The organism is Falsiroseomonas sp. HC035 (assembly GCF_050563525.1).
In the GTDB taxonomy this organism is placed as follows: Bacteria; Pseudomonadota; Alphaproteobacteria; order Acetobacterales; family Acetobacteraceae; genus Falsiroseomonas.
In genome coordinates, this window is sequence record NZ_JBNXUN010000025.1 from 14,905 (window position 1) to 41,052 (window position 26,148).

General features: G+C 71.1%; 28 protein-coding genes. 18 read left to right on the forward strand and 10 right to left on the reverse strand.

Features of this window, described 5'->3' with window-relative positions:
- Window positions 1-22: 22 nt before the first annotated feature.
- Window positions 23-445, forward strand: a complete 423-nt coding sequence (locus tag ACLF3G_RS26945; protein WP_430672476.1) for a gamma-glutamylcyclotransferase family protein — start codon at window positions 23-25, stop codon at window positions 443-445.
- Here ACLF3G_RS26945 and ACLF3G_RS26950 read toward each other — a convergent pair.
- Together ACLF3G_RS26950 and ACLF3G_RS26955 are read right to left on the reverse strand one after the other, a co-directional pair.
- Entirely contained in the window at window positions 376-1,305 is a 930-nt protein-coding gene (locus tag ACLF3G_RS26950; RefSeq protein WP_430672477.1) for a DMT family transporter, read from the reverse strand. The two genes, ACLF3G_RS26945 and ACLF3G_RS26950, sit on opposite strands and share 70 nt — an antisense overlap.
- Complete coding sequence (locus ACLF3G_RS26955) at window positions 1,302-2,168, reverse strand: DMT family transporter (protein WP_430672478.1); 867 nt, start codon at window positions 2,166-2,168, stop codon at window positions 1,302-1,304. Before ACLF3G_RS26955 ends, ACLF3G_RS26950 begins: the two co-directional genes overlap by 4 nt.
- 109 nt (window positions 2,169-2,277) lie before the next feature.
- On the opposite strand from ACLF3G_RS26955, the gene ACLF3G_RS26960 reads away from it, so the two are divergent.
- Genes ACLF3G_RS26960 through ACLF3G_RS26970 form a run of 3 tightly spaced genes read left to right on the forward strand, consistent with a single transcriptional unit; the run spans window position 2,278 to window position 5,432 of the window.
- Window positions 2,278-3,300 carry a ketopantoate reductase family protein gene (locus ACLF3G_RS26960; RefSeq protein ID WP_430672479.1) on the forward strand — a complete coding sequence of 341 codons (1,023 nt, stop codon included), beginning with the start codon at window positions 2,278-2,280 and terminating at the stop codon, window positions 3,298-3,300.
- On the forward strand, window positions 3,297-4,055 hold the full coding sequence (locus ACLF3G_RS26965) for an SDR family NAD(P)-dependent oxidoreductase (protein ID WP_430672480.1): 759 nt from the start codon (window positions 3,297-3,299) through the stop codon (window positions 4,053-4,055). The genes ACLF3G_RS26960 and ACLF3G_RS26965 overlap by 4 nt, the downstream gene beginning before the upstream one ends.
- Window positions 4,056-4,109: 54 nt before the next feature.
- Entirely contained in the window at window positions 4,110-5,432 is a 1,323-nt protein-coding gene (locus ACLF3G_RS26970; RefSeq protein ID WP_430672481.1) for a Calx-beta domain-containing protein, read from the forward strand.
- A gap of 3 nt (window positions 5,433-5,435) precedes the next feature.
- On the opposite strand, the gene ACLF3G_RS26975 is transcribed toward ACLF3G_RS26970, so the two are convergent.
- Together ACLF3G_RS26975 and ACLF3G_RS26980 are read right to left on the reverse strand one after the other, a co-directional pair.
- A complete protein-coding gene (locus ACLF3G_RS26975) occupies window positions 5,436-5,666 on the reverse strand; it encodes a hypothetical protein (RefSeq protein WP_430672482.1) in 231 nt (76 codons plus the stop codon).
- Window positions 5,667-5,741: 75 nt separating this feature from the next.
- Window positions 5,742-6,902, reverse strand: coding sequence for a M20/M25/M40 family metallo-hydrolase (locus tag ACLF3G_RS26980; RefSeq protein ID WP_430672483.1), 1,161 nt, complete (start codon window positions 6,900-6,902; stop codon window positions 5,742-5,744).
- Between the two features lie 88 nt (window positions 6,903-6,990).
- Here ACLF3G_RS26980 and ACLF3G_RS26985 point away from each other — a divergent pair, with 88 nt between their 5' ends.
- The 4 genes from ACLF3G_RS26985 to ACLF3G_RS27000 all read left to right on the forward strand — a co-directional run bounded on the left by ACLF3G_RS26985 (window position 6,991) and on the right by ACLF3G_RS27000 (window position 11,216).
- Window positions 6,991-8,022 carry a TauD/TfdA family dioxygenase gene (locus ACLF3G_RS26985; RefSeq protein WP_430672484.1) on the forward strand — a complete coding sequence of 344 codons (1,032 nt, stop codon included), beginning with the start codon at window positions 6,991-6,993 and terminating at the stop codon, window positions 8,020-8,022.
- A gap of 4 nt (window positions 8,023-8,026) precedes the next feature.
- Window positions 8,027-8,758: an aspartate/glutamate racemase family protein gene (locus tag ACLF3G_RS26990; protein ID WP_430672485.1), complete on the forward strand. Its 732-nt coding sequence runs from the start codon at window positions 8,027-8,029 to the stop codon at window positions 8,756-8,758.
- A 48-nt stretch (window positions 8,759-8,806) separates the two neighbouring features.
- Window positions 8,807-9,670, forward strand: coding sequence for a KPN_02809 family neutral zinc metallopeptidase (gene ypfJ, locus ACLF3G_RS26995; RefSeq protein WP_430672486.1), 864 nt, complete (start codon window positions 8,807-8,809; stop codon window positions 9,668-9,670).
- Window positions 9,671-9,761: 91 nt separating this feature from the next.
- Window positions 9,762-11,216 (forward strand): M81 family metallopeptidase, encoded by a 1,455-nt coding sequence (locus ACLF3G_RS27000; protein WP_430672487.1) that lies wholly within the window; start codon window positions 9,762-9,764, stop codon window positions 11,214-11,216.
- Window positions 11,217-11,282: 66 nt separating this feature from the next.
- Here ACLF3G_RS27000 and ACLF3G_RS27005 read toward each other — a convergent pair whose 3' ends face one another.
- From ACLF3G_RS27005 to ACLF3G_RS27015, 3 genes are all read right to left on the reverse strand, one after another.
- Complete coding sequence (locus ACLF3G_RS27005) at window positions 11,283-11,960, reverse strand: HAD family hydrolase (RefSeq protein ID WP_430672488.1); 678 nt, start codon at window positions 11,958-11,960, stop codon at window positions 11,283-11,285.
- Window positions 11,953-12,924 (reverse strand): Bug family tripartite tricarboxylate transporter substrate binding protein, encoded by a 972-nt coding sequence (locus tag ACLF3G_RS27010; RefSeq protein ID WP_430672489.1) that lies wholly within the window; start codon window positions 12,922-12,924, stop codon window positions 11,953-11,955. Before ACLF3G_RS27010 ends, ACLF3G_RS27005 begins: the two co-directional genes overlap by 8 nt.
- A 70-nt stretch (window positions 12,925-12,994) precedes the next feature.
- Window positions 12,995-13,993: a Bug family tripartite tricarboxylate transporter substrate binding protein gene (locus tag ACLF3G_RS27015; protein ID WP_430672490.1), complete on the reverse strand. Its 999-nt coding sequence runs from the start codon at window positions 13,991-13,993 to the stop codon at window positions 12,995-12,997.
- Window positions 13,994-14,167: 174 nt separating this feature from the next.
- Between ACLF3G_RS27015 and ACLF3G_RS27020 the strand changes: the two genes are divergently transcribed.
- The 5 genes from ACLF3G_RS27020 to ACLF3G_RS27040 all read left to right on the forward strand — a co-directional run bounded on the left by ACLF3G_RS27020 (window position 14,168) and on the right by ACLF3G_RS27040 (window position 19,317).
- Window positions 14,168-15,934 carry a glucan ABC transporter ATP-binding protein/ permease gene (locus ACLF3G_RS27020; RefSeq protein ID WP_430672491.1) on the forward strand — a complete coding sequence of 589 codons (1,767 nt, stop codon included), beginning with the start codon at window positions 14,168-14,170 and terminating at the stop codon, window positions 15,932-15,934.
- A gap of 102 nt (window positions 15,935-16,036) precedes the next feature.
- Window positions 16,037-16,261, forward strand: a complete 225-nt coding sequence (locus ACLF3G_RS27025) for a hypothetical protein (RefSeq protein WP_430672492.1) — start codon at window positions 16,037-16,039, stop codon at window positions 16,259-16,261.
- 51 nt (window positions 16,262-16,312) lie between these two features.
- On the forward strand, window positions 16,313-17,065 hold the full coding sequence (locus ACLF3G_RS27030; protein ID WP_430672493.1) for an SDR family oxidoreductase: 753 nt from the start codon (window positions 16,313-16,315) through the stop codon (window positions 17,063-17,065).
- Window positions 17,066-17,158: 93 nt separating this feature from the next.
- On the forward strand, window positions 17,159-18,721 hold the full coding sequence (locus ACLF3G_RS27035) for a L,D-transpeptidase family protein (protein WP_430672494.1): 1,563 nt from the start codon (window positions 17,159-17,161) through the stop codon (window positions 18,719-18,721).
- The gene (locus tag ACLF3G_RS27040; protein ID WP_430672495.1) at window positions 18,721-19,317 is read left to right on the forward strand and encodes a DUF882 domain-containing protein; all 597 of its coding nucleotides are present in this window, start codon (window positions 18,721-18,723) and stop codon (window positions 19,315-19,317) included. The genes ACLF3G_RS27035 and ACLF3G_RS27040 overlap by 1 nt, the downstream gene beginning before the upstream one ends.
- Here ACLF3G_RS27040 and ACLF3G_RS27045 read toward each other — a convergent pair whose 3' ends face one another.
- Window positions 19,318-20,250 (reverse strand): LysR family transcriptional regulator, encoded by a 933-nt coding sequence (locus ACLF3G_RS27045; RefSeq protein WP_430672496.1) that lies wholly within the window; start codon window positions 20,248-20,250, stop codon window positions 19,318-19,320.
- A gap of 16 nt (window positions 20,251-20,266) precedes the next feature.
- Here ACLF3G_RS27045 and ACLF3G_RS27050 point away from each other — a divergent pair, with 16 nt between their 5' ends.
- Window positions 20,267-20,614 (forward strand): DUF1127 domain-containing protein, encoded by a 348-nt coding sequence (locus ACLF3G_RS27050; RefSeq protein WP_430672497.1) that lies wholly within the window; start codon window positions 20,267-20,269, stop codon window positions 20,612-20,614.
- 11 nt (window positions 20,615-20,625) lie between these two features.
- On the opposite strand, the gene ACLF3G_RS27055 is transcribed toward ACLF3G_RS27050, so the two are convergent.
- Both ACLF3G_RS27055 and ACLF3G_RS27060 read right to left on the reverse strand, forming a co-directional pair.
- Entirely contained in the window at window positions 20,626-21,024 is a 399-nt protein-coding gene (locus ACLF3G_RS27055) for a septal ring lytic transglycosylase RlpA family protein (RefSeq protein ID WP_430672498.1), read from the reverse strand.
- A gap of 231 nt (window positions 21,025-21,255) precedes the next feature.
- Entirely contained in the window at window positions 21,256-21,969 is a 714-nt protein-coding gene (locus tag ACLF3G_RS27060) for a S1 family peptidase (protein WP_430672499.1), read from the reverse strand.
- A gap of 134 nt (window positions 21,970-22,103) precedes the next feature.
- Here ACLF3G_RS27060 and ACLF3G_RS27065 point away from each other — a divergent pair, with 134 nt between their 5' ends.
- From ACLF3G_RS27065 to ACLF3G_RS27080, 4 genes are all read left to right on the forward strand, one after another.
- Window positions 22,104-22,547: a hypothetical protein gene (locus ACLF3G_RS27065; protein ID WP_430672500.1), complete on the forward strand. Its 444-nt coding sequence runs from the start codon at window positions 22,104-22,106 to the stop codon at window positions 22,545-22,547.
- Window positions 22,548-22,614: 67 nt separating this feature from the next.
- Window positions 22,615-23,775, forward strand: a complete 1,161-nt coding sequence (locus tag ACLF3G_RS27070) for an MFS transporter (RefSeq protein WP_430672501.1) — start codon at window positions 22,615-22,617, stop codon at window positions 23,773-23,775.
- 67 nt (window positions 23,776-23,842) lie between these two features.
- Window positions 23,843-24,814, forward strand: a complete 972-nt coding sequence (locus ACLF3G_RS27075) for a Bug family tripartite tricarboxylate transporter substrate binding protein (RefSeq protein ID WP_430672502.1) — start codon at window positions 23,843-23,845, stop codon at window positions 24,812-24,814.
- A gap of 75 nt (window positions 24,815-24,889) precedes the next feature.
- Window positions 24,890-25,861, forward strand: a complete 972-nt coding sequence (locus tag ACLF3G_RS27080) for a Bug family tripartite tricarboxylate transporter substrate binding protein (protein WP_430672503.1) — start codon at window positions 24,890-24,892, stop codon at window positions 25,859-25,861.
- The last annotated feature ends 287 nt before the right edge of the window (window positions 25,862-26,148 follow it).

Genomic DNA, 26,148 nt, shown 5'->3' on the forward strand with positions numbered 1-26,148 from the left:
CATCGCGCCACCCTGCGGCGGCATGTCGCCACCCCTGATCTATGCTGCCTACGGCAGCAACCTCGACCACGCGCGGATGCGCGGCCGCTGCCGTGGCGCGGAGCCCGCCGGCACGGCCCTGCTGCCCGGCTGGCGGCTGGTGTTGCGGCGCTATGCGGATATCGAGCCGGACCCGCAGGCCACGGTCCCGGTCGGCCTCTGGCGCATCCGGCTCGGCCACCTGCCGCGGCTGGACCGGTTCGAAGGCACGGCGCTCGGCATTTACGAGCGCCTTCGCGTCCCGTTGCCCGAGGGTGGCGAGGCCTGGATCTATGCCGGGCGCCGCCTGCGGCCCGGCCCGCCGGAAGCCTGGTATGTGGAGCATCTGCGGCGCGGCTATCGGGAGTTCGGCTTCTCGCCGGCACCGCTGGAGGACGCGCTCGGCGCCGCCGGCTTCCCCGGCTGAGCCCGCCGCGCCAGCATCGATTCCCGCCGGGTGATGTACAGCGCGGAGCCCACGATCAGCGCCGTGCCGACCGCGAGCCACCGGTCCGGAACCTCGGCGAACAGCAGCACGCCGGTCGCCGCGGCGAAGACCAGCCGGACATAGGAGATCGGCGCCAGCACGCTCGCATCCACCATGCGCAGCCCGGTGATCCACAACTGCATCGCAAACGGCCCGCACAAGCCGCACAGCACCAACAGGCCCAGGTTCCCCCAGCCCGGCCAGGCCAGCCCCGGCAGTGCCACCGGCAGCGACACGGAAACCGAGACCACGCCGATCCAGAACATGATGGTGCCGGTGCGCTCCGTGCGCGACAGCGACTTGGTCGTCAGCATGATGACGGCGCCCATCAGCGCCGAGAACAGGGAGGCCGCAAGCGGCAGCCCGATCTCCACCGCGCCCGCATCGCCCGGCCGGACGATGGCGACGACGCCGCCAAATCCCACCAGCGTCGCGCTCCAGCGCCGCCAGCCCACCTTCTCCCCCAGCATCGGGCCGGCCAGCGCGGTGACGAACAGCACGGAGGTGAAGGACAGCACCGTCGCGGTCGCCAGCGGCAGGCCGGCGAAGGCCAGGTAGTAGGTGTACCAGGACACCACGGACAGCAGGCCGCGGAACAACTGCATCGGCAGCGCCCCGGTACGCGGCAGCGACGGATCGCGGACCAGGGCCGGCAGCGTCCATGCGAGTTGCCCGATCGAGCGCGCCAGCACCATTGTCGCCAGCGGCACGCCCTCGATCGCCTTCACCAGCGTGGTTTCCAGGTTGAAGACGAAGCCGGCCGCGATGGCGAGCAGCGCCGCCTGGGTGAATCGGCTCAACGCCGGCGCGCCTCGGCGATGGACACCACCATGGCGCCGCCGAGGATGATGGCGGCGCCGATCCAGCCGAACAGGTCCGGCACCTCCCCGAACAGGATCCAGCCCGCCGCGGCCACCACGACCAGACGCAGGTACTGGAAGGGCGCGATGGCGGAGGCCTCGCCGTGGCGCAGCGCCTCCGTCACCAGTACGATGATGCCGGGCATCACCGTGGCCATCACCAGCATCAGCGCGATGTCGAGGACATCGAGCGGTACCCAGGCGCGGATCGCCAGCGGCAACATGCCGCCGAAGGTCACCACGCCGACCCAGGCCAGAACCGTCATCGTCGAGTCGGTGCGCGTCAGCGCGCGGCTGGTCAGGGTGATGCCACACCAGGCGATGGCCGCGCCGATGGCGGCCGCCGCACCCAGCGCATCGATCTGCGCGCCCGGCCGCAGCATCACCGCGACGCCCAGAAGCCCCGCGATGGTGCCGAACCAGCGCCAGCGATCGACCCGCTCGCCCAGGATCGGCGCCGCCAGCAGCGTGGTGAACATCACGTTGGTGAAGGACAGTACCGTGCCCGTCGCCATGTCGAGCCGGCTGAAGGAGTAGTAGTACAGGCCCCAGCAGACCAGCGAACTGGTGCCGCGCAGCAGGTGCATCGGCAGCCGCCGCGTGCGGAACACCGCAAGCCCGCTGCCGGCGATGCGCGGCGAGACCCACAGCAACTGGCCGAAGGCGCGGGCGGCCAGTTGCAGCTCCACCGGGATGCCGCGCGTGGTCATCCAGCGGATCATCAGCACCTCCGCCGCGAACAGCACGGCGGCGGCCGACATCAGCGCCGCGCCCTTGAGGTTGCCACTTCGGTCCGGGCGCATTGACGCGGGGCTGGTCCTGTCTAGCCTGGACCCCAGGGTGGGCTGGCCTCGGCGCGTGGCGCAAGGGCGCAGGGCGCATGCCAGGGGCGCAAGCCAGGGAGCGATGACGATGGTGCAGGACCCGATCCTGATCTGGGGCGCCGGTGCCATCGGCGGCGCGGTAGGCGCGCATCTCATGCGGGCGGGGCATCCGGTGGTGTTCTGCGACGTCGCGGCGGACCACGTCGCCGCCATTGCCGATCCGGCGCGCGGCCTGGTCATCGAGGGCCCCGTCGCGCAGCTTCGCGCCACCGCGCCGGCCGCCACGCCAGCTGCGGTGCAGGGCGTGTTCCGGCGCGTCTTCCTCTGCGTGAAGACGCACGACACCGAGGCCGCGTGCCGGCAACTGCTGCCGCATCTGGCACCCGACGGCTATGTGCTGTCGCTGCAGAATGGCCTGTGCGAGCGCGTCATCGCGCAGATCTGCGGCGCCCAACGCACCCTCGGCGCCTTCGTCAATTTCGGCGCCGACTGGCTGGAGCCGGGCCGCATCCTGTACGGCAACCGTGGCGCGGTGGTGGTGGGCGAGCTCGATGGCACGACCACGCCACGCGTTCAGGCGCTGCACGCGCTGCTGCGCGACACCTTCGAGCCTGATGCCGTGCTGACGCCGAACATCTGGGGCTATCTCTGGGGCAAGCTGGCCTATTCCAGCCTGCTCTACGCCCAGGGCCTGGCGGAAAAGGGCATCGCCGATACGCTGGCCCGCACCGAGTTGCTGCCGCTGGTCCGTGCCCTGTGCGGCGAGGTGATCGCGGTGGCGCGGGCGGAAGGCGTGACGCCGCTTGGCTTCAACGGCTTCGCGCCCGACGCTTTCGGGCCCGGCGGGACGGAGGAGGCGGCGCGCAGGTCCATGCGGGCGATGGAGGCCTTCAACCGTCCCAACGCCAAGACGCATTCCGGCGTCTGGCGCGACTTGTGGGTCCGCCGCCGCGCCACGCCGGCCGATGCGCAGATCGGCGCGGTGCCGCCGATCGGTCGCACGCATGGCCTGGCCTGCCCGACGCTGGAGCGCCTGATCGCCATGATCCACGAATGCGAGCGCGGCACGCGCCCGATGTCCGACGACAACCTGACGGAGCTGATGCGGTGAACATCCAATTCGAGGGCGTGGTGGTTGCCGTGACCGGCGCGGGGCACGGCTATGGCCGCGCCATCGCGCGCGGATTTGCCCGGCTTGGCGCCCGGGTTTTCGCCTGCGACCTCTCGGCCGAGGAGTTGAAGGAAACGGCCGAAACGGAAGGCAGCATCACCACCGCCGCCTTCGACCTGACCGCCAAGGGCGCCGCCGCCGGCTGGATCCGCGACATCGAGACCGCCGGCGGCGTGCCGGTCGGCGTGCTGGTCTGCAATGCCGGCGGCGTGCGCGGCCAGTCCAACCGCCCGATTGAGGAGGTGCCGGAGGAAGACTGGCACGCCATCTTCGACATCAACGCGCACAGCGCCTTCAACCTGGCGAAGGCGGTGGCGCCGGGCATGAAGCGCGCGAAGGCCGGGCGCATCGTCACCATCAGCAGTGGCGCTGGGCTGAAGGCGAGCCTCACCGGCATCCAGGCCTACTGCGCCAGCAAGCACGCGCTGGTGGGACTGACGCGGCAATTGTCGCGCGAATTCGGCCCGTACGGCATCACGGTGAACTCGGTCGCCCCCGGCTTCGCGCTGTCGAACGCCGCGACGATCCGCCAGTACGAAAGCTACGGCGCGGCCGGCCAGAAGGCGCTGCTGGAGCGCATCGCCATGCGCCGGCTGGGCGAGCCGGAGGATATCGCGAATGCGGTGATGTTCCTCGCCTCCGCCCAGGCCGGTTGGATCACAGGGCAGGTGCTGCCGGTCGATGGCGGCACCTGACGGCGGCGCGTGATCGGCGTAGCATCGTTCCGCCCTTGGGCGGAGGATGCGCGCTTGGCCCGGATTTCCATCGCCGATGCCGAGGTGCGGGAGCCGGTCCTGCCCTCGCTGACCGCCATGAGCTTCCTGGTGACGCTGGATGCAGCCGCGACGGAGCCCCTGACCGTCGCCTATCGCACCGAGGAGGGCGGTGGTCCTCACCCCGCCCTCGGCTTCCGGGAAGTCCTCCTGATCGACGGGACCTGGATCCGGAACGACAGCGGCAGCGCGCGGCAGTACGACGCCTTCTATGCTGATTTCGTGCATGCCAGCGGCACCCTGACCTTCGCGCCTGGCGAGACCAGCCAGACCATCGAGGTGATGGTGCGCTCGGGCCCCTTCCTGCCGGATGATCCCTACGAGACATTCCTGGTGGTGCTCGACCAGCCGATCGGCGGCAGCATCCTCGATGGCGAGGCGATCGGTACGATCATCGACTCGACCGTGCCGCTGGATGGTCTGCCCACCATCAGCCTGACCGATGCGGAAGGGTTCGAGCCCGTCGGATCCGCGCCTCTCGCCATGGGCTTCCTGATCTCGCTGAGCCACGCCTCGGCGGATCCGGTCACCGTTTCCTATGCAACAAGTGACGGCAGTGCGGTCGCGGGCGACGACTTCGTCGCCACGACCGGCATGCTGACCTTCGCACCCGGGCAGACGATCCGCAGCATCGATGTCGACATGCTGGGCGATGCCCGCACTGAGCAGGTCGAGCGCTTCACCCTGACCCTTTACGATCCCATTAACGGCCTGCTTGGGCGTGACGTGGCAACTGGCCACATCCTCGAGATGCCGCGGGCGCCGCAGCCGCCGGAGGGTGATTATTTCAGTGTCACGCGCGCCGGCATGCCGAGCTATCCCTCGGCCGAGACCTATTCCGGCCCGGTCGGACACCTGGATTACGCCTGGCTCGGCACCGATCTGCCCGAGGTGGTGGCCGGCACGCTGCGGGACGACTTCATGAGCCTGCTCGGAGCGGATGATGCGGCCAACGGCCTGGATGGCGACGACGTCCTCGATGGCGGCGCCGGCTCGAATTTCCTGTCCGGCGGCGCCGGGCACGACGTTTTCTTCCTGGACGGCCGCGGCGGCGAACTGACCTGGAGCACGATCGCGGACTGGACCTCCGGAGAGCAGGTCAGCCTCTGGGGCTGGCGGCCCGGGACCAGCCGCATTGTCTGGCGCGATGCCGATGGCGTGGTCGGATACCAGGGGGTCACCCTGCACGCCGACCTGGACGCCGATGGCCGCATCGACGTGTCCGTCACCTGGGCCGGCGTGACGCGGGAAGACCGGCCGGTCGCGCAGGAATCGCAGGGATTGCTCTGGTTCGCCTAGCGATCAGCGCGGCGGGCGCTGGCCCTGCTGGCGGGCCCGGTCGCGCGCCGCGGCCTCCGCGGCCTGCCGGCGCAGGCGCTCGGTCCGCGTCAGCGGCACGCCGTCGGTCGAGGTGGGGGAGGACAGGTCCTGCCGCATGTCCCAGGTCTGGCCATGCACCGCGCCGCCGGTCGGGCCGTTGATCGGCGAACTCTGCGCCACGGCCAGGCCCGGCGCAGACAGGAAAAGGATCATCGCGAGTCGCAGCATTCCGACAGCCCCATCTCAATTAAGAGTAGGCTATCACGATTGAGGAACGTTTCGCCAATCTCAAGAAAGCCGCTCCAGCAGCCCCGCGAACAGCCGTGCCCGCGGCACCAGGCTGCCGATCGCGATATGCTCGTCCAGCGTGTGCGCCCCGGCCCCCGCCACGCCCAGTCCATCCAGCGTCGGGACGCCCATCGCGCCGGTGAAGTTGCCGTCCGACCCGCCGCCGGAGGATTGGTGCGCGATGTCGAAGCCCAGCCCCTGCGCGATCTCCCGCGCCAGGCCGTACAGCGCCATGGTGCCGGCATCCGGCTCCCACACCGGCCGCGTCACGCCGCGCTTCACCTCCAGCCCCACATCCGGCGCCGCCGCCTTCAGCGCCAGCATGCGGGTGACTCCGGCATCGAGGTCCGGCTGGCGCTTGGCCATGCTCAGCACTTCCGCGTCGCAATGGGTGGCCACGCAGTTCACCCATTGCCCGCCATGGATGACGCCGGCGGAGAAGGTGCAGTCCTCCGTCGTCATCGCCTCGATCGCCAGCACCTGACGGCACATCTCCCGGATCGCGCTGCGGCCCTCGCCCAGCGTTGCGCCGGCATGGCTCGGCCGCCCGGTGGTGCGCAGGCTGAAGCGGGCGATGGCGTAGCGGCCGGTCACCACGCCGCCATCCGGCCGCGCCGGTTCCGGCACGAGCACATAGCGGGCGCGCGACGCCTCGGCCTCGATCAGGTCGCGGGTCGAGGGGCTGCCCACTTCCTCGTCCGGCGTCAGCAGGAAGGTGACGGGTAGAGGGGTGGCGCGGCCGGCGCGGCGCAACTGGCGCAGGGCCTCCACCGCCAGGTAGGTGCCGCCCTTCATGTCGAAGATGCCGGGGCCCCAGCAGGTACCGCCATCCCGCCGCCAGGGCAGCTTTGCCAGAGTGCCGATGGGATGTACCGTGTCCAGGTGGGCCAGCACCAGGATGCCGGGCGTGGTGTCGCCGGACGGGTGCGGGAAGCGGGCGCGGACGCAGTCGCCAAAGCCCATGCGGCCAGCAATTCGCTCCACCCGCGCGCCCATCAGCGCCAGGTCGCGGCCGGCCAGGTCCATCATGCGGTTTACGGCGGCGGCGTCGAAGGTGGGGCTTTCGCATTCCACCCAGCGGCGCAGGCCCTCCAGCATCGACTCCGCGTCGAAGGACAAATCCATGGGGGCGGCGGTCGGGCTCGGGGCGTCCATTGGCATGCTGTCTCCGGCAAGGGGTGCAGCCTGCGGGAAGCCGGGCGCCGAAGGCAAGATGGCGGCTTCGCCGCAGGCTGTTAGTATCGCCGCCATGAGCGATAGCCACACCCCCACGATCGGCACCCCGCGATCCCGCCTGGTGCCGCAGGCCGGCCCCGCCGCCTGGCGTGCCGCCGACCTCCGCCCTTCCGACTGGATGATCCCGGTGGGGTCGGAGGACGTGGCCGAACTGGAACAGGCCTTGGCCGCGCTTGGCGGCCGCGCGCCGGCCACGGCGGCGGAGGCGCCGCTGCCGCGGCTCGGCGCCGTGCTGCGCGGCGCCGGCGCGCGCCTCGATACCGGCCGCGGCTTCGTCGTGCTGCGCGGCCTGACGCTGGACAAGGCGGGCGACCGCCTGGGCGAGGCGCTGGCCGAGCCGCTGCTGATGGCGCTCGGCACCCATCTCGGCCGGCCGCTGCCGGGGGAGGGTGGCGCGGTGCAGCGGCAATCGAGCCCCGCCGGCAGCGCCCTGCGCTGGCGCTTCCACGCCGATGCGGCGGATGTCGTAGCGCTGCTGGTGCTGCGCCAGCCGCCGGATGGCGACCCGGCCATGCTGGTCGCCGCCGCCACCGTGCACAACGAGATGATGAAGCGTGACCGCGGGGCGCTCGAGATCCTGCACCGGCCGTTGCCGCATGCCGCACCGGGCGGCGCGGTGCTGGACCTGCCGGTGTTCAGCACCGCCTCCGGCGCCTTCGTCGGCCGCTACTCCCGCGACGCGATCGATGCGGCGCAGCGCCTGCCGGAAACGCCCCGCCTGACCGGCGCGCAGATGCAGGCGCTGGAATTGCTGGACGCGATCTGCGCCGAGCCCGGCCTGGCACTGCGGCTCGATGTGCGGCCGGGCGACGTGCTGCTGTTCAACCCGTTGCAGGTCTGGAAGCGCCGACCGGAGGCTTTGGAAGAACCCGCGGCCGGCGAGGCGGCGGCGACGCGGGAGGCGCTGCGCCTGCTGCTGCTGACCGAAACCTCCCGCGCCCTGCCGCAGGGCCTGCTGGCGCTGAGCACCGGCCGGCCGGAGGATGCGGCGCCCGATGCCGGCGTAACCCCGCCCGCCGCCGGCGCCACGATGGTGGGTGGCTGAGCCGATGCGCATCCTGGTGGTGAACGCCAACACGACGGAGGCGATCACCGAGGCCTGCGTCGCCGCCGCCCGTGCCACCGCGGCGCCCGGCACCGAAATCATCGGCGCAACGCCCGGCTTCGGCCCGGCGGTGATTTCGACGCGGGTGGAGAACGCCATCGCCGGGCATGCGCTGCTGGCGACGCTGGCGGACCATGCCGGGCAGGTGGAGGCCGCGATCCTCGCCGTCAGCCACGACACGGCGCTGGAGGCGGCGCGGCAGATGATGCCCTGCCCGGTGATCGGCATGACGGAAGCGGCCTGCCTCACCGCCTGCCTGCTCGGCGGCCATTTCGGCGTGCTGACGCTGGGGCAGGCGCGACCCTATGAGGAACTGGTCGCGCGGCATGGCCTGGCCAGCCGCTGCGGCGAGGTGCGCGGCCTTCCGCTGACGCCACAGGAATCCTTGCGCGACCCGGCGGCGGCGCGCGCCCTGGTGCTGGAAGCCGCGGCCGAGATGGCGGCGCGCTGCGATTCAGTGGTGCTGGCCGGCGCGGCGCTGGCCGGCATGGCGGCGGAGTTGCAGGACCGCGCGATGGTGCCGCTGCTGGACGGCATCGTCTGCGCCGTGAAGCTGGCCGAAGCGCTCGTGCCGCTCGGCCTGCCCAAGCCGCGCGCCGGCAGCTACGCGGCGCCGCGGGGGCGTGAGGCGCTGGGCCTGTCGCCCGCGTTGACGCGGCTTCTGCACGGCGGCTGAAACTTCTTCCTCCACCGGACGTTGCCACGCCGTCACGGAGGGTTCGGCATGCGGCTGGGTGGTGGGCGCGAAAGCGGCAATGTCGAGGATCGGCGCGGCCGTGGTGTCGGACGCGGCGGTCTCGCCGTAGGCGGCGGGCTTGGTGGCGTGGTGCTGGTGGTGCTGGCGCTGCTGTTCGGGATCGACCCCTCCGTCATCCTCCAGGGCGATCCGGGGCTCCAGCAAGCGCAGGTCCAGCAGCGCCAGGGCGCGCCCGGCGCGCCGGCGCAGGATGACGGTGCGCGCTTCGTCCGCCGCGTCCTCGCCGAGACCGAGGATGTCTGGACCCCGTTGTTCCGCGAAGTCGGCCGCAGCTACGAGGCACCGACCCTGGTGCTGTTCACCGGCGCAGTGCAGAGCGCCTGCGGCACCGCTCAGTCCGCCGTCGGGCCGTTCTATTGCCCGGCGGACCGGCAGGTCTACATCGACCTCGACTTCCTGGCCGAGATGCAGCGCCGCCTGAATGCGCCCGGTGACTTCGCCGCCGCCTACGTGATCGCGCATGAGGTCGGCCACCACGTGCAGAACCTGCTTGGCGTGCTGCCGCGCGTGCAGCAATTGCGCCAGCGCGCCGGGGAAGCCGATGGCAACGCGCTGCAGGTGCGCGTCGAGTTGCAGGCGGATTGCCTGGCGGGGCTCTGGGCGCGCCGCGCGCAGGATGCGCGGCAGATCCTGGAGGAAGGCGACATCGAGGAAGGCCTGGGCGCCGCCGCCGCGGTGGGCGACGACCGCATGCAGCGCCGCGCCGGCGGCCAGGTGCAGCCGGACAGCTTCACCCATGGCAGCTCCGCCCAGCGCGTCCGCTGGTTCCGCGCCGGCCTACAGCAGGGCACGCTGGAAGCCTGCGACACCTTCGCGGCGGAGCGCATCTGACATTCCCTGCCCTCTCTACAGGGGCAAGGTGTTGCGTAAGGGGCCTGGGCGCGGCCTTCCCGAAGCCGCGCAACCTGCCTAGGCTCCGCACATGCCGAAGATCGCCGCCGCCCGCCTCTGGTTCGAGGGCAACTCCTTCACGCCGGTGCCCACGGGGCCGGAGGCTCTGCGGTCCCGTGAGTGGGTCGCGGGCGATGCGGCCCTGGCGCGCTATGCCGGAACCGGCACGGAGCTGGGTGGGCTGGCGGCGTTCCTGGCCGCACGGCCGGATTGGCAGGCCACCATCCTGCGCTGCACCTCCGCCCAACCCGGCGGGCCGCTGACGACCGAGGCCTTCGAGGGCTGGCTGTCGGAGGTGCTGTCAGGGCTGGCGGCCGGTGCGCCATGGGATGGCGTGTACCTGTCGCTGCACGGCGCCTGCGTGGCGGAGCACGAGCCGGCCGCCGACCTCGCCATCATTCGCCGTGTCCGCGCCGCGATCGGCGATACGCCGCTGGCCGCCAGCTTCGACTTCCACGGCAACATGGCGCCCGAGATCGCGACGCTGCTGGACGGCGCCAGCGTTTATCGCAGCTACCCCCATATCGACATGGACGCGACGGCGCTGCGCACGCTGGCGCTGCTGGAACGCCGCATGGCCGGGCCGCGCCTGCATGGCGCCATCGCCAAGCTGCCTGTGGTGCTGCATTCCTTCCACATGCGCAGCGCCGCCGGGCCGATGGCGGAGGTCTGGGCCGAGGCCGCGGCGCTGGAGGATGCGACGGTTTTGGAGGCGGCGCCCTTCGGCGGCTTCTCCTGGGGAGATACGCCGCATGCCGGACCCTGCGGCATGGCCTGGGCGACGACAGCGGAGGCTGCGTCGCGCGCGGCGCGGGCCGTCGCGGATGCCATCTCGGCGCGGCTGCCGAGCTTCGCGGTGACGCTGCCAGGGCCGGGGGCGGCCCTGGCCACCGCGCTCGCCGCGCCGCCTGGCCTGGTGGCGCTGCTCGACCCCGCGGACAACCCGCTGTCGGGCGGCGTCGCCGACACGCCGGACATGCTGCGCGTGCTGATGCAGGCCGGCCCGCCGGTGCCGACCGTCTTCGCCTTCCTGCACGACGCGGCAGTTGTGGACGCGGCGCGCGCGGCAGGGCAGGGCACGCGGATCGATGTGGCGCTGGGTGGGCAGACCACCACGAAATTCGGTCCGCCCGTAGCCGCCACCGTGGTGGTGGAGCGCCTGACGGAGGGCCGCTTCGTCAACGAGGGCCCGATGGAGCGTGGCGCCCCTGTTGATCTCGGCGCCACCGCCGTGCTGCGCTTGGGCGAAACCCTCCGCATCATCGTCACCAGCCGCAAGGAGGCGGCGGTGGACCCTGCCTTCTTCGCGCTGCACGGCATCGACCTCGGCGCAACGCGGCTTCTGGCGAACAAGGCAAAAAACCATTTCCGGGCCGCCTTCGCGGAGCGCTGCGTCGCCATCGTCGAATGCGACTGCCCCGGCCCGGCCGCGCTGGATCTCGCCGCATTGCCGTTCCGGCATGTGCCGGCGGCGTGGCGGAGCTGACAGGCTGCGGACATTCGCCGAAAGCCCTCTCCCCCTGCGGGTTGAGAGGGCGTATTCCGCAGCCCGCTAGATCAGCCGCGCCACCGCGTGCAGATCGGGCGCAACGCCGATGCAGAGCGTGGCGACCTCGTCTGTCGCCTCCAGCAGGTCCGGCACCATCACCGTCATCATTCCGGCCGCGGCGGCGGACCGCACGCCGTTGTGCGAATCCTCCAGCGCCAGGCACCTCGCCGGCGCCACGCCGAGCCGCTCCGCCGCCAGCAGGTAGGGGTCTGGTGCCGGCTTGCCGCGGGCATAGTCGCCGTACGCGATGATGTGGTGGAAGCGTCCCGCCAGCCCATGCGCCGCCAGGTGATGCTCGGCGGTCGCATGGGAGGAGGAGGTGGCGATGGCGCGCGGCAGGCCGAGCGCATCCAGCCGGTCCAGCAGCGCGACCACGCCCGGCTTCAGGAATTCCCGGTGCAGGACCAGCGCCTCGAAATGCCTTACCCAGTCGTCGCGGAACGCCTCCACGGCGAAGGCGTTGCCGAAGGCCGCCAGCAGCAGGGCGCGGTTGCGCGGCCAGGGATTGCCGACCAGCGAGAGGAACAGCGCTGGCGTCATGGCCTGCCCGGCCTCCGCCGCCGCCGCGAAGATCGCCTCCCGGTACAGCGTCTCCGTGTCGAAGATCAGGCCGTCCATGTCGAAGACGAGCGCGGCCGGCTTGTGCGGCAGCGCAAACGCCGGCGGAAGGTCGTCAGTCAAGCCGCGCGCCGGACAGGCGCACCACCTCGCGCCACTTGTCGTTCTCGGCGGCGATGAACGCGGCGAATTCCTGAGGGCCGAGCGGGTTGGGCTCGGCGCCGAAGCCGCGCTGGCGTTCCACGATCTCCGGATTGCGGGAGATCTCGGCGATGGCACTGGCGTAGCGGGCCAGGATCGGTGCCGGCACCCGCGCCGGCGCCTGCACGCCGAACCAGGCCACCGCCTCAAAATCCGGGATGCCGGCCTGCTGCACCGTCGGCACCTCCGGCACCGCGAACCAGCGGTTGCGGCTGGTCACCGCCAGGATGCGGATGCGACCGTCCCGGGCGTGTTCGAGGTAGGCCGGCAGGTTGTCCACGGCGACCTGGATCGTGCCGGACAGCAGGTCCGGCACCACGCCGCCGCTGCCGCGATAGGGCACGTGCGTCATCTCGAAACCGCCGCGCACCTTCAGGTATTCACCCGTCAGGTGGCCGGAGGTGCCGTTGCCCGGCGTGCCGAAGTTCAGCCGGCCCGGGTTCGCCTTCGCATAGGCGATCAATTCGGCCAGTGTCCGCGCCGGAACCGACTCATGCACCATGACGCCATTGGCGACGAGGTTGACCAGCGCGACCGCCGACAGATCCTCCGGCTTGAACGGCATCCGGCTGTACAGGAACTGGTTGATGCTGGCGGTGCCGATCGTGCACAGCAGCAGCGTGTGCCCGTCCGGGTCGGCCTTCGCCACGATGTCGGCGCCGAGGTTGCCGCCGGCGCCGGCGCGGTTGTCCACCACCACCGGCTGGCCGAGCATCGTGGTTAGCCGTTCCGCCAGCAGCCGCGCCGTCAGATCCGTCGCGCCGCCGGCCTGGAACGGCACCACCAGTCGCACGGGCCGCGTCGGCCGCCACGGCGTCTGGGCACCGGCTGCGAGGGCGGGCAGTGCCAGGGTGGTTCCGAGCATGGCGCGGCGGGTCAGGGTCATGTTGCTTTTTTTCGCTGTCATGACCGCCCTTTATGGCGCCGCGCCAGGGGCAGACAACCCTTCCGGGCGGCTATTCCACGCGCGCGCCTGACCGGCGCACGACCTCCCCCCACTTCGTGATTTCCGCCTTGACGAAGGCGTCAAAAGTTTCCGGGCTGGTGCCGCCATCCGGCGTCAGGTTCGGCGCCATGCCGCCAAGGTCGGCCAGGCGGCGCTGCATGTCGGGCTCGCGGATGATGACGTTCATCTCGTCCGAAATGCGCTTCACGATATGCGCCGGCGTGCGCGCGGGCGCCTGCACGCCGAACCAGGCGGTCGCCTCGACGCCGGGCAGGCCGGCCTCCGCCGTGGTTGGCACCTCCGGCATCGCCGGGCTGCGTTCCTTCGTCGTCACCGCCAGGGGCCGCAGCCGGCCGTCGCGCAGGTGGCCGATGACGGAGGGCAGGTTGTCCACGCCGACCTCGACGCGCCCGGCGATGATTTCCTGGAGCATCGGCCCGGCGCCGCGGAACGGCACATGGGTCATGTCGATTCCGGCCTCCAGCTTCAGCAGCTCCCCGGTCATGTGCAGGGATGTGCCGGCGCCGGAGGAGCCGTGGTTCAGCACGCCGGGCCGCGCCTTGGCATAGGCCACCAGCTCCGCCAGCGTGGTCACCGGAAGCTGCGGGGTGACGAAGATGGCGTTCGGCACCCGCAGCATGAGGGCGACCGCGGCCAGATCCTCCGGCTTCACCGGCATCCGCGCGCCGTACAGGGCGTAGTTGATGGCGCCGCCGCTGATCGTCTGCATCAGCAGGGTCAGGCCATCCGGCTCGGCCTTGGCGACCACGTCGTTGCCGATGTTGCCGCCGGCGCCAGGGCGGTTTTCCACCACCACCTGCGTGCCCAGCCGCCGGCCCAGCGGCTCCGCCAGCAGGCGGGCCGCGATGTCGGTGGTGCCGGCCGGCGGGAAGCCGACGATGAGGCGGATGGGGCGCCCCGGCGCCCAGGCCTGGGCGCGGGCGAGGCCCGGCAGGAAGACGGGGGCGGCGAGGCTGGCGCCCAGGATGGCGCGGCGGCTGGGTGACATGGTCCGAAGATCCTCCGATGCACGGCGCGGAAACTTCTGCTCCGCTCTGCCGCTTGCAGCGTGTTCCTGCCGCATTCGAGGCGCAGCTTGCAAGCTGGCCGGTAAATCGCTGACGTTGGGATGATTCCCCCGAACGTCGTCGACTCGGGATGCGGGGGAGGGAAAGGTCTGTCGATGCGGTTCTTGCGGCTCTACATGCGGGTGCTCCGGCTGCTGGGTCCGGATCGATGGATCGCCTATGGGCTGGCTTTCGCCTCCCTGGCCCTGGCCGGCCTGTCCTTCCTGGAGCCGGTGCTGTTCGGCCGGGTGATCGACCTGCTGGCGAGGTCCGAACGCATGTCCGCCGCCTCCCTGTGGGCGGAGGCCCTGGCGCTGCTGGTGCTGTGGGCGGCGGTCGGGCTTTCGGCCATCGGCGCCAATGTCGCGACATCGCTGCTGTCGGACCGGATGGCGCACCGCAACCGCCTGACTGTCATGGCGCGCTACTTCGAACACGTCATGTCCCTGCCGCTGTCCTTCCACGGCGATACGCAATCCGGCCGGCTGATGAAGGTGATGCTGGTGGGATCGGACAATCTGTTCGGCCTGTGGCTGTCCTTCTTCCGCGAGCACCTGACCACCTTCATCGCGGCCCTCGTGCTGCTGCCGCTGACGCTGGTGATGAACTGGCGGCTCGGCCTGCTGCTGATCGTGCTGGTGGTGCTGTTCGCCATCGTCTCGGCCTGGGTGATCCAGAAGACCGAGGTGGCGCAGGGCGAGGTGGAGTCCCTGCAATCGCGCCTCGCCGGCAATGCGCAGGATGCGCTGTCCAACGTCGTGGTGGTGCAGTCCTTCTCCCGGCTGGCGTCCGAGACGCGGCTCTTCGGCGACATCGTGCGCCAGGTGCTGGACCATCAGTTCCCGGTGTTGAACTGGTGGGCCGTGGTCGCCGTGCTGACGCGGGCGGCCTCCACCATCACCGTCATCGCCATCTTCGTGCTCGGCACCGTGCTGCATGTGCGGGGCGAGGCGACGGTCGGCGAGATCGTGTCCTTCATGGGCTTCGCCACGCTGCTGATCAGCCGGCTGGAGGGGGCCGTTGGATTCGTCTCCCGCCTCGTGTTCCAGATGCCGTCGCTGGAGGAGTTCTTCGCCGTGCTCGATGCGCGCTCCTCGGTGCCGGAGAAGCCCACGGCGCTGACGCTGGCGCGGGCGGAGGGCGCGGTGCGGTTCGAGAAGGTCGGCTTCGCCTATCCGGGCGGGCCGGCCATCCTGAAGGATGTCGACCTCGACGCGCCGCCGGGCCGCACCATCGCCCTGGTCGGCCAGACCGGCGCCGGCAAATCCACCGCCATGGCCCTGCTGCAACGGCTGTGGGACCCGTCCGAGGGGCGCATCACCTTGGATGGGCATGATCTGCGCGACCTGACGCTGGACAGCCTGCGCCGCAACGTCGGCGTGGTTTTCCAGGAAAGCCTGCTGTTCAACCGCACCATCCGCGCCAACCTGCTGATCGGCCGGCCAGACGCGACGCAGGAGGATCTGGAACGCTGCTGCCGGATGGCGGAAGCGCATGACTTCATCACCGCCAAGCCGCAGGGCTACGACACGCTGGTGGGCGAGCGTGGCACGCAGCTTTCCGGCGGCCAGCGCCAACGCCTGGCCATCGCGCGGGCGCTTCTGAAGGACCCGCCTGTGCTCATTCTGGATGAGGCGACCAGCGCGCTGGATGCGGCGACCGAAGCCCGGGTCCAGCGCGCGCTACGCGCCCTGATGTCCGGCCGCACCACCTTCGTCATCGCCCACCGCCTGTCCACGGTGCGTGATGCCGAGGAGATCCTGGTGTTCGAGCAGGGGCGCGTGGTCGAACGCGGAAGCTTCGCAGAACTCGTCGCGCTGGAGGGACGCTTCGCGGAGCTGGTGCGGACGCAGCTCACCGGGGCGGAAGCGGCCGCGGCATGAACCGGCGCGGCCACTCATTGGAATGTGATCCGTAACGGTTGCGTCCGCGGGCTGGCGGGCGCGTTGCAGGCTTCAGAACGCCTGTCGCCAAGGAAGCCCGCCATGCCCGCCGAACCGGCTCGCCTGCGTGCCGTCGACCCATCGCCAGCGCCGCAGCACCGGCGCGACCCGTTCAGCCCGCCGGCCGGCGTGCCGCAGTCCCGCCCCATTGCCAAGCCGGAGGAAGGCGAACGCAGGGGCGAGGGGCTGACCGCGATCGGGTCCTTCCTGGTGATCATCGGCGCCGCCGCGCTGGTCGCCTGGCTGCTGTATCTGGCCTTCGGGTGATCCTCGCGCGCATCCTGCCAGGCTGGGGTAAGTCCAGGATCGGAGGATGTGATGGGAGCAAAGCCGGTGATGCTGGTGACCGGCGCCGGGCGCGGCATCGGGGCGGCGGTGGCGAAGCTCGCGGCCGCCCGCGGATACGACCTCGTGCTGACCTGGCGCCACGGGCAGGCGGCCGCGGAGGCGACGGCGGCCGCTTGCCGCGAGGCCGGCGCCACCGTCGAGCTCATCCAGGCCGATGCCGGCGACCCGGCCGCCAACGCCCGCTGCTTCGCCGCGCTGGATTCCCGCTTCGGCCGGCTGGACGCGCTGGTGGCCAATGCCGGCATCACCGGCCCGGCCTCCGATTTCCTCGATTCCACCGATGCCACCTGGGCGGAGGTGTTCCGCGTCAACGTGCTGGGCTTGGCCGCCACCTGCCGGGAAGCGTCGCGGCGCATGGCGACGGGCCATGGCGGGCGCGGCGGCGGCATCGTCGCGCTGTCCTCCCGCGCCGCCGAGATCGGCTCTGCCTTCGAATTCATCCACTACGCCGCGACCAAGGGCGCGGTCGATTCCATGGTGGCTGGCCTGTCCAAGGAACTGGCGGGGCAGGGCATCCGGGTGAATGCCGTGGCGCCCGGCATGATCGACACCGACATTCACGCCAGCGCCGGCATCCCGGAGCGTATCGGCCGCATTGTCCCCAACATCCCGCTGCGCCGCATGGGCACGCCGGAGGAGGTGGCGGAGGTCGTGCTGTTCCTGCTCTCGCCCGCCAGCGCCTATGTCACCGGCGCGATCCTGCCGGTCGGCGGCGGGCGCTGAGGCGGAACACATCGGAGCGAGACCAAACCGGAACGGGTCCGAACTTCGCCTGTCGCGTTTGCAACCCTGACCTCGCTTCGGTATTTCATGCACATGGACATCGCCCGCCGGCCGCTCCTCGCCGCAGCCTTCGCCTTCGCCGCGGCGCCCGCCGCGGCCCAGGTCCTGCGCCCCGCCATCCAGCCTGTCGCCGCGTCTGTCCCTCAGGGGAACGGCCTGACGGCCGGGGAGGCGCTGCTGCGCCTTGTCGACCGCCTGCTGCGGCTGGAGGAGGACGGGCTCGACCCGCGCCACTACAACATCCCGGACAGCACCCTCGCCGCGAGCGATCCCGCCGCTTGGCGTGCCGCCCTGCATGTCTCGGCGGCGCTTGCGTTGCAGGACCTGGTCGCGGGCCGGGTGCGGGAGATGCCGGGGCGCGCCGACCTGCGCCGCAACGCCGCGGCGCTCAACCTCAATGCCTGGATGGCGGAACTGGCGACGACGCCCGACCCGGCCGGCCTGCTGGACCGCGCCGCGATGCTGCCGCGCGGCGCCGCGGCGCTGAAGGCGGAACTCGCCCGGCAGCGCCGCTTGGCCGCGAATGGCGAATGGGCGCAGGTGCCCGGTACCGCCACGCTCGACCCCGGCATGGTGGACCCGGACCGGGTGCCGCTGCTGCGCGCCCGGCTGGCGGCGGAGGATCCGGTGCTTGCCGCCGCGCCCGATGCCGGCGCGCTGTACGACCCGGTGCTGGAAGCCGCGGTGCGGCGCTGGCAGGCGGCGAATGGGCTCGAGGTCGATGGCCGCGTCGGCCCGATCAGCATCGGCCTGCTGAACCGCCCGATCGGCGCGCGCATCGACCAGCTTCGCGTCGCGCTCGATATGCGCCGCGGTGCGCCGACGCCGCCGGCCGAGCGCCGTGTCGAGGTCAACGTGCCGGATTTCAGGCTCCAGGTGATGGAGGGGGACCGGGAGATCCTGGCCATGGCCGTCATCGTCGGCCGGCCGGATCGCGCCACGCCGATGCTGAACGTCCGCCTGACCGCCTTGCAGTTCAACCCGCCCTGGGGCGTGCCGGAGCGCAATGCGCGGGAGGATCTGCTGCCGCGCTTCCGCCGCGACCCGCAGGCGATGATGGAGCGCGGCTTCCGGGTGTTCTCCGTCATCGGCGGGGAACGCGTGGAGATCGACCCGCGGACCATCGACTGGTCCAGCATCAACGGCCAGCGCTTCCCGTACTTCGTGCGCCAGGACGCCGGCGATTCGAGCGCCCTCGGCCGGCTCAAGTTCATCATGCCGAACAACGACGACATCTTCCTGCACGACACGCCCGACCGGCACCTGTTCCGTCGCCCGGACCGCGCCTTCTCCTCCGGCTGCATCCGCCTGGCGGATCCGGACGCGCTGATGGCGACGGTGCTGCAGGGCACCGCGGGCTGGGACGTGGCGCGGGCGAACCGGGCGCTGGCCAGCCGCGGCACCAGCGTGGTCACGCTCGGCCGCAGCCTGCCGCTGCGGCTGCACTACACCACGACGGTGATCGAGGCCGATGGCCGGGTCCGCATCCGCCCCGACATCTATCGCCTGGATGCCGCCTATGCCCGTGCCATGGCGCTGCCCAACCGCGCCGCCATGGCCAGCGTTGCGCGGATGCAGCAGGTTACGGCGCGCTGATGGCCCGAATGTTCGGCTGCCCCTGCTGCCAGCCCGGCGCGGACCTGCCGGAAGGCTTCGTGCCGGATCATCCGGTGGCGCGGCGCGGCGTGATGATCGCGGCCCTGGCAGGACTGGGCGCCAGCGTCGCCGGCCCGGTGCTGGCGCAGGGCGCGACGCGCAGCCTGCGGGTGCGGCGGCAGGTGACCGGCGACAGCTTCAGCGGCGTCTATTTCCGCAACGGCCGCTACGACCGCCCCGCGCTGCGCCAACTGGACTACGTGTTCCGCGACCTGTCCAAGGCCGAGACCACGCCGATGGACCCGCGCCTTTTCGACGTGATGTCCACCGTGGCCAACCGGATGGACAGCGACGAGCATTACGAGGTCATCAGCGGCTACCGCACGCCGGAAACCAACGCGCAGAACGCCAGCCGCAGCCGACGCGTCTCTCAGGTGTCGCTGCACATGTCGGGCATGGCCGCGGATTGCCGGCTGCCCGACCGAAACAGCCGGGAAATGGCGCGACTGGCGGCGGAACTGCGGCTTGGAGGCGTCGGGCTGTACACCAGCAACGGCTTCGTCCACCTGGATTGCGGGCCGGTTCGTCGCTGGTAATCAGGCGGCCAGCACGACCCCTGTGGTCTCGGCCGCGCGCCGAAACCCTTCCTCGATCGACTGCGCCAGGGCATCCACCGCCGGCACGCCAAGGCCGGAATGGTGGCGCAGCAGCAGGATGCCCATGTCCGGCAGCGGCGGAAGGCCCTCCAGCTCGCCAAGCCAGGCAAGCCCCTCCGGCAGGGTCGTGGGCGTGCTGACGGTAAGGGCGAGCCCGGCCAGGGCGACGGTGAAGCAGCCGGTCTGGGTGGCCGAATTGTAGGTCACCCGGCTGCTCCGCCCCGCGCTGCGCAGAGCTTCGAGCGCCGCTTCGCGCCAGGCGCAGGCGAATTCCGGCCGTGAGGGATGCATGTTGGGGCGGGACAGTGCCAGCGGCAGCGGGTCCCGCCGGTGCAGCCCATGGGTCGGGCTGCCGACCCAGCGCAGCGGTCCGCGCCAGACCCGCTGCGCCGTGACGCCTGGCGGTTCCTGCCCCTCGCTGACCAGCGTCAGGTCGAGATGCCCCTGCCGGAACTGCTCCACCAGCACATCCGAATTCAGGCAGGTGACGTCGAGTTCGACGGCCGGATGCGCCTCGGCGAAGCGCGCCAGGATGCCCGGCAGCCAGTTCAGCGCGTAGTCGTCCGGCGTGCCGAGCCGCACCGAGCCGACCATCGGCGGCGCGCGGAAATTGCCGACGATCTCGTCGTTCAGCGCCAGCAGGGCGCGGGCGCGGTCCAGCAGCCAGGCGCCCTGCGGTGTCGGCTGTACGCCCTTCGAGGTGCGCACCAGCAGTGGCTGGCCCAGCACCTGTTCCAGCCGGCGGATCTGCATGGACACCGCGGATTGCGTACGCCCAACCCGGTCCGCGGCTCGGGTGAAGGACCGCCCCTCCGCAATCAGGACGAAGGCGCGCAGCAGGTCGGGATCCAGGCCGGGGGGAAGGGAAGGCATAAGTGGAGCATCAAGGATGATGATGCGCCTCGTCAAGATTACTCGTTTTACTGATGCGGGTTCCGGACCGATGTTCGCTGCGGATGGTCCAACAGAAGGAACCTCAGCGATGTCCGGCTTCCTGCTTTCCCCCGGCGGCATGCGTCAGGCCGGCCAGGCGAGGCTCCGCCGCGACGTTCCGCAGCAGCGCGGCGGCACATGGCTCGAATGGCTGGCGGTGACGCTGCGGGTCGTCACCACGCGCCGGCAACTGGCCCAGATGGATGACCGGATGCTGAAGGATATCGGCATCACCCGGTCCGAGGCGCTGCTCGAATCCGAGCGCGCGCCCTGGGACATCGGCCTGCCGCCCGGCACGAGGTAGGCCAGGGCGCTTCAGTCGTCCTCGCCGAGCGGCCGGATCTCGACCCGCGCCAGCCCCGCGCCGCGCATGCCGAGTTCCTCAGCGATGCGCGGCGAGACGTCGATGATGCGGCCACGGATATGCGGGCCACGATCCTCGATGACGACGCGCCGGCTCTCGCCGGTATTCAGGTTGGTGACAACCGCTTCTGTGCCCAGCGGCAGGGTGCGGTGGGCTGCGGAGTTGGAGCGAGGGTTGAAACGCTCGCCGTTGGCCATGGTGCGGCCTGTGAAACGATGCGGGTGGTAATAGGAAGCGAGTCCGCGCTGCGGTGCGAAGTCATGCGCCTCTGCGGTGGTTGCGGTCGGCACGGAAAGCCCGCTCAGAAGCAGAGCAAGGGCCATGGGGAGAGGCAGCGGCAGCAGCCGCATCCAGCTCTTCGGCAAGTTCAGTCCTCCTTCACGCCGTCCCTTGCGGGGCGGCCTGGGCGGCATCTTCACCTATCGCGTGTGACAGGCTCACGATCCCCGAGGGCGGTGCCAAGGGTCCGTGGTGCCGGTGATTGTCGGAGCGGCGCACCGGGGGGTGTGACGCTGTGGGGGTCGCCCGCCATGCCTGGGCGGACGGCTCATGAGCCGCAGCGACCGCCGACTGGTCAAGTTCTACCTTGGCTCAGCTCCGGCAGTCGGTGCGATCCGCTCGGATTCGGCCAGCGCCTCGGCAATGGATAGGACAAAAACCTCACGTTCCTCGCGATTTCGTGTCATTCCGCTGAGGTCTATGCCGGTGAGGGCGGCGAGGAGCGGCGCCATGCCGGGCCGGAGCAGGGCCGTTACCAGACCCCGCAGGCGGCCCTGGTCATCCAAGGCGGGGCCACCCGAAAAGCCCATCAGCGCCCCCAGCCGCGCCGCCATGCCGCGTCCGGTCCCCGGCAGCAGCGCATCCGGCAGGCGGACCACGCCGTGCGCCAGCGCCGGCCCGGCATTCGGCGCGCCGAGGGCGACCAGCGCAGCGCCTACGGCGACGGGGCCGACCTCGATGGGCACCGGCCGGAAATGCCCGGGAGCGACGCCAAGTACCGCCAGGTCCATGGCCTGGCTGCGCGCCAGCACGACCGCCGGGACGACAGGTCCGCCATCGCCCCGCTGCGCCTGCACCTGGAGCAGGCCTTCGGGCAGGATATGTGCGTTGGTCAGCAGCCGGCCGGGCGTGACGGCTACCGCGGAGCCAAGCGGAAGGCCGTGCGCCGAGATGGCTGCGAAGCCCTGCACAGCGCCGGCGGCGGAGGTGAGGCGGGCTTCCTCCCCCGGAAGCCGCGCGCACCCGCCAAAGCCGATGGCGAGCACCAGCAGGAGCAGCCACGGGCGGGATCGCATGCCGGATCTTCCATCGAAGCGCCGGGTCGTTCTGGCATTGCGCAGGTGAAGGACGCCTGAAGATCGCGCCATTGATTATTTGCGAATGACTCGCAACTGCGGTATCGGGGATCCCGACAGGCAGGAGCGATTCCATGGCGACAACCGGCCTCCCCAACTGGCCCTGGAGCAACGCGGAGGCGGATGCCCTGCCACCGGCCGAGCGGCTGGCCATCGATGCCACCCGAGCCTGGGCCGCCGCCGAGCGCCGCGGCGAGTCGACCTTGCTGGCACTGCGGCGCTTGCTCTCGACCGAGGATGCCGTCGCCGCGGCCGAGCCACTCGATGCGCTGCTCCGCACCCTGGCGCAGCACCCGCTGACCGTCGGCTGTCCGCTCTGCCCGCGCCTGGTGGGGGAGGAGCCGGCGCTATTGCTGGCCATCGCCTGCGCCCAGCGCGGCCCGCGGCGGGAGGCGCTGGCCTTCCTGCTGCGCCGATTGCCGCCGGCGCAGGCCTATGCCGCCACGGCCGCCGCCATCGCCTTCGGCTGCGCCTTCCGCCGCGCGGGCCTGCGCCTGCGCGACCCCTGGTCGAACTGACCGCGCGCGCCCAGATGGTGCCGCGGCGCTACCCGGATAGGATGCGGTCCTGCGCCCGGGAGAGGACATGGACCGCCGTATCTGGCTGCTGGCCTGGGCCCAATTCGCCTCGGCCACCGGCGCCTACGCCTTCACCGGATTGATCGCGCGGCTGGGCGCCGATCTGGGCGTCAGCCTGGCCACCGCCGGGCAGCTTGCTGCCGTCTATGCCCTGACCTTCGCCATTGCCGGCCCGCCGATCGCGGCCCTGACCGCGCGGGCGGACCGGCGCCTGCTGCTGACCCTGGGGCTCGGCCTGATCGGCGCGCTGAACCTGGCCACGGCGCTGGTGCCGGATTTCGGCACGGCACTGGTGCTGCGCGTCGCCACGGCGCTGGCCGCAAGTCTGGTGCTGCCGGCGGTCGCGGCTTCCATGCTGGTGCCGGTCGAACAGCGCGGGCGTGCCATTGCCACCGTGATGGCGGGGCTGACCCTGGCCTTTTCCCTGGGCATTCCATTGGGCACCGCGATCGGCGGCGCAGTCGGCTGGCGCGGCACCTTTATCTTCTCAGGGCTGCTGGCGCTGAGTGCGGCGCTGGCGGTGCGCGTTGGGCTGCCGGCCTTGCCGAGCACGGATCGTGGTGGCGCCGGGTCGCTTGGCATCGCGTTCAAGCCCGCGATCCTGCGGGTGCTGGGGACCAGCTGGCTGGCCTTCGCCGGGCTGTTCTGCATCGCCGCCTATCTCGGGCCGATCGTCACGGCGACGACGGAAATCGAGGGCTCGGGTATCGGCGCCATCCAGGTCTTCGTTGGGCTCGGCAGCATCCTTGGCATCTGGTTCGGCGGCCGGCTGGCGGAATCAAGCGGGGCGCGGGTGCCGGTGCGGCTGTTCCTGGTGCTGGCGGCGGCGCTGGTGGGTTATTCCCTGCTGCTCGGGCTGCCGCCGGCCCTCTGGCACGCGGTGCCGCTGAGCCTGCTGGTCTTCGCCGGCTCCGCCTCCCTCTTCGCGCTGGCGCCGCTGGTGCAGGCCCGACTGATGGGCCTGGCACCGCAGGACCGCGCCGTGGCGCTGGCGCTGAACGGCGCGGTGATCTTCGCGGGGCAGGGGACGGGGGCCGCCTATGGCGGGGCGATCATCGCCGGCTGGGGCTTGGTCTGGACCGGGCTGGCCGGGTCCATGCTGGCGCTGGCAGGGGCGGTGCTGGCGGTGCGCGCCTTTGCCAGGCCCCCCGCCAAAGCCATCGCCTGACGTTTCGGTGCTTGATCGGCGCGACGCATCATGCGGCAATGGAAAAAATCACGGGAGACGTGACTCCATGAAGCGCCGCACGCTGCTGATCGCGCCCTTGGCCACGCCACTGATCCTGCCCGGAATCGGCCGGGCGCAGGAAGCCTGGCCGAATCGGCCGGTCCGGATCATCGTGCCGTTCCCGCCCGGCGGGTCGAACGACACGGTGGCGCGGATCCTGCAGCCGAAGCTGACCGAACTGCTCGGGCGGCCGGTGGTGGTGGAGAATCGGGCCGGAGCCTCCGGCTCGGTCGGATCGGGTGAGACGGCGCGCGCGGCGCCAGATGGCTACACGTGGCTGCTGGCGAACGACACGCTGGCGACGAACGAGACGCTGATGCAACTGCCCTATCGGGTCATGCAGGCGTTTTCCTTCTGCACCCTGGTCGGCACCTGCCCCTATGCGCTGGTGGCGCACCCGAGCACGCCGTTCCAGACCTTCGCCCAGATGGCGGAGGCGGCGAAGGCACGGCCCCAGACCCTGAATTACGCGACAACAGGCGTTGGCAGCGGCGCGCATATCGCAACCGTGCTGCTGCAGCAGCGTGGCAGCTTCAAGCTGGAACACGTGCCTTATCGCGGCGGCGGCCCGGCGCTGCAGGACAGCCTGGCGGGCCATGTGCCGCTGTTCATGTCCAATATCGTGATCATCCTGCAGCACATCCGGTCCGGCGCGCTGCGCCCGCTGGGCCTTACCCAGAAGACCGACAGCCGCTTCCTGCCCGGCGTGGTGCCCTTCGCCCGCCTGGGCTTCCCGGATTTTGAGGCATTGACCTACTGGCAGCTTGTCGGCCCCGCGGGCATCCCGATGCCGATCCTGGAGCGCATGCAGCAGGCGGTGAAGCAGGTGCTGGGCGAGGCCAACGTCCAGGCCCGTATGGCCGAGCAGGGCGCCGAGATCGTCGGTTCCACCCCGGCCGAGACCGAGGCCTTCGTGCGCGCCGAGATCGAGAAGTGGGGCGCCGTGATCCGCGACAACAACATCCGCGCCGATAGCTGACGCCTTTTCAGGGCTTGGCGAGTGGAGTGCCGCGCCCCTAGGGTCGCGCGTCGAATTCTGGGAGGAAATCTGCAGATGATGCAGCGTCGGACATTGATGGGCGCGGTGGCAGCCGGCCTTGCGGCACCTTCGATCGTGTCGGCGCAGGGCGCCTGGCCGAGCAGGCCGATCCGCCTGATCGTGCCATGGGCTCCGGGCGGGTCCACCGATACGGTGGCGCGGCTGTTTCAGCCGCGGCTGGCGGCAATCCTCGGCCAGCCGGTGGTGATCGAGAACCGCGGCGGTGCCTCGGGCTCCATCGGCGCGTCTGAAATGGCCCGCGCGCCGGCGGATGGCAGCGCCTGGATGCTGGCTTATGACAATGAGGCACCGAACCAGACCCTGCTTCGCCTGAACTACAAGACCCTGGAGGACCTGGTGGCGGTCAGCCTTGTGGCGACCGGGCCACTGGTGATGACGGCGCACAGCTCCACCCCCTTCCAGAACTTCGAGGAGGTGGTGGCCGCGGCGAAGCGGAACCCGGATGCGCTGAACTACGCGACCTCCGGCGTCGGCGGCTTGGCGCATATCTCGACCACGCTGCTGCAGCAGCGCAGCGGCTTCAAGCTGACGCATGTGCCCTATCGCGGCGGCGGGCCGGCCGTGACGGCGGCGGTGGCGAACGAAATCCCGCTGTTCATGACCAACGTGGTCATCGTCTCCCAGCACATCCGGGCCGGGACGCTGCGGCCGCTCGGCGTGACGACGCGGGGCGAGACGCGGCATGTGCCGGGCACCCGTTCCTTCGCGCAGCAGGGCTTCGGGGACTTCGAGGCGCCGACCTGGTGGGCGTTCTTCGGCCGCGCCGGCACGCCACAGCCGATCGTCGACCGGATGCATGCCGCGTTGAAGGAGGCGCTGGCCGACCCGAACGTAAAGGCGCGGATCGAGGAACAGGGCTGTGACATCGTCGCCTCCGATCCGGCCGAGGCACGTCGCTTCGTCGGCTCCGAGATCGAGCGCTGGGCCGCGGTCATCCGGGACAACAACATCCAGATGGACAGCTGACGCTTTTTCCCAGGAAAAATGCAGATCGATGACAGGGGGCGGCCTCCAGGGGCCGCCCCTTTTTCGTCTTTAGGCGAGGGTTTGCCTGGGTTTCCCGGGCATGGGGCAGGGCACCGGGGTCCATTTGACAGGAGCCGGCCCCGCCACTAGAAAGCGCCCACCGACGACGAGGCAGCCACTTGAAAGCGAACGGGTTTCCCGCTAGCTTCTACGGCCCGCCAAGGCGGAGGTAACGGGTTCCTGAGGCTGTCGCTTCTGACGAGGCGCCGGCCGATTGGTCCCACCGC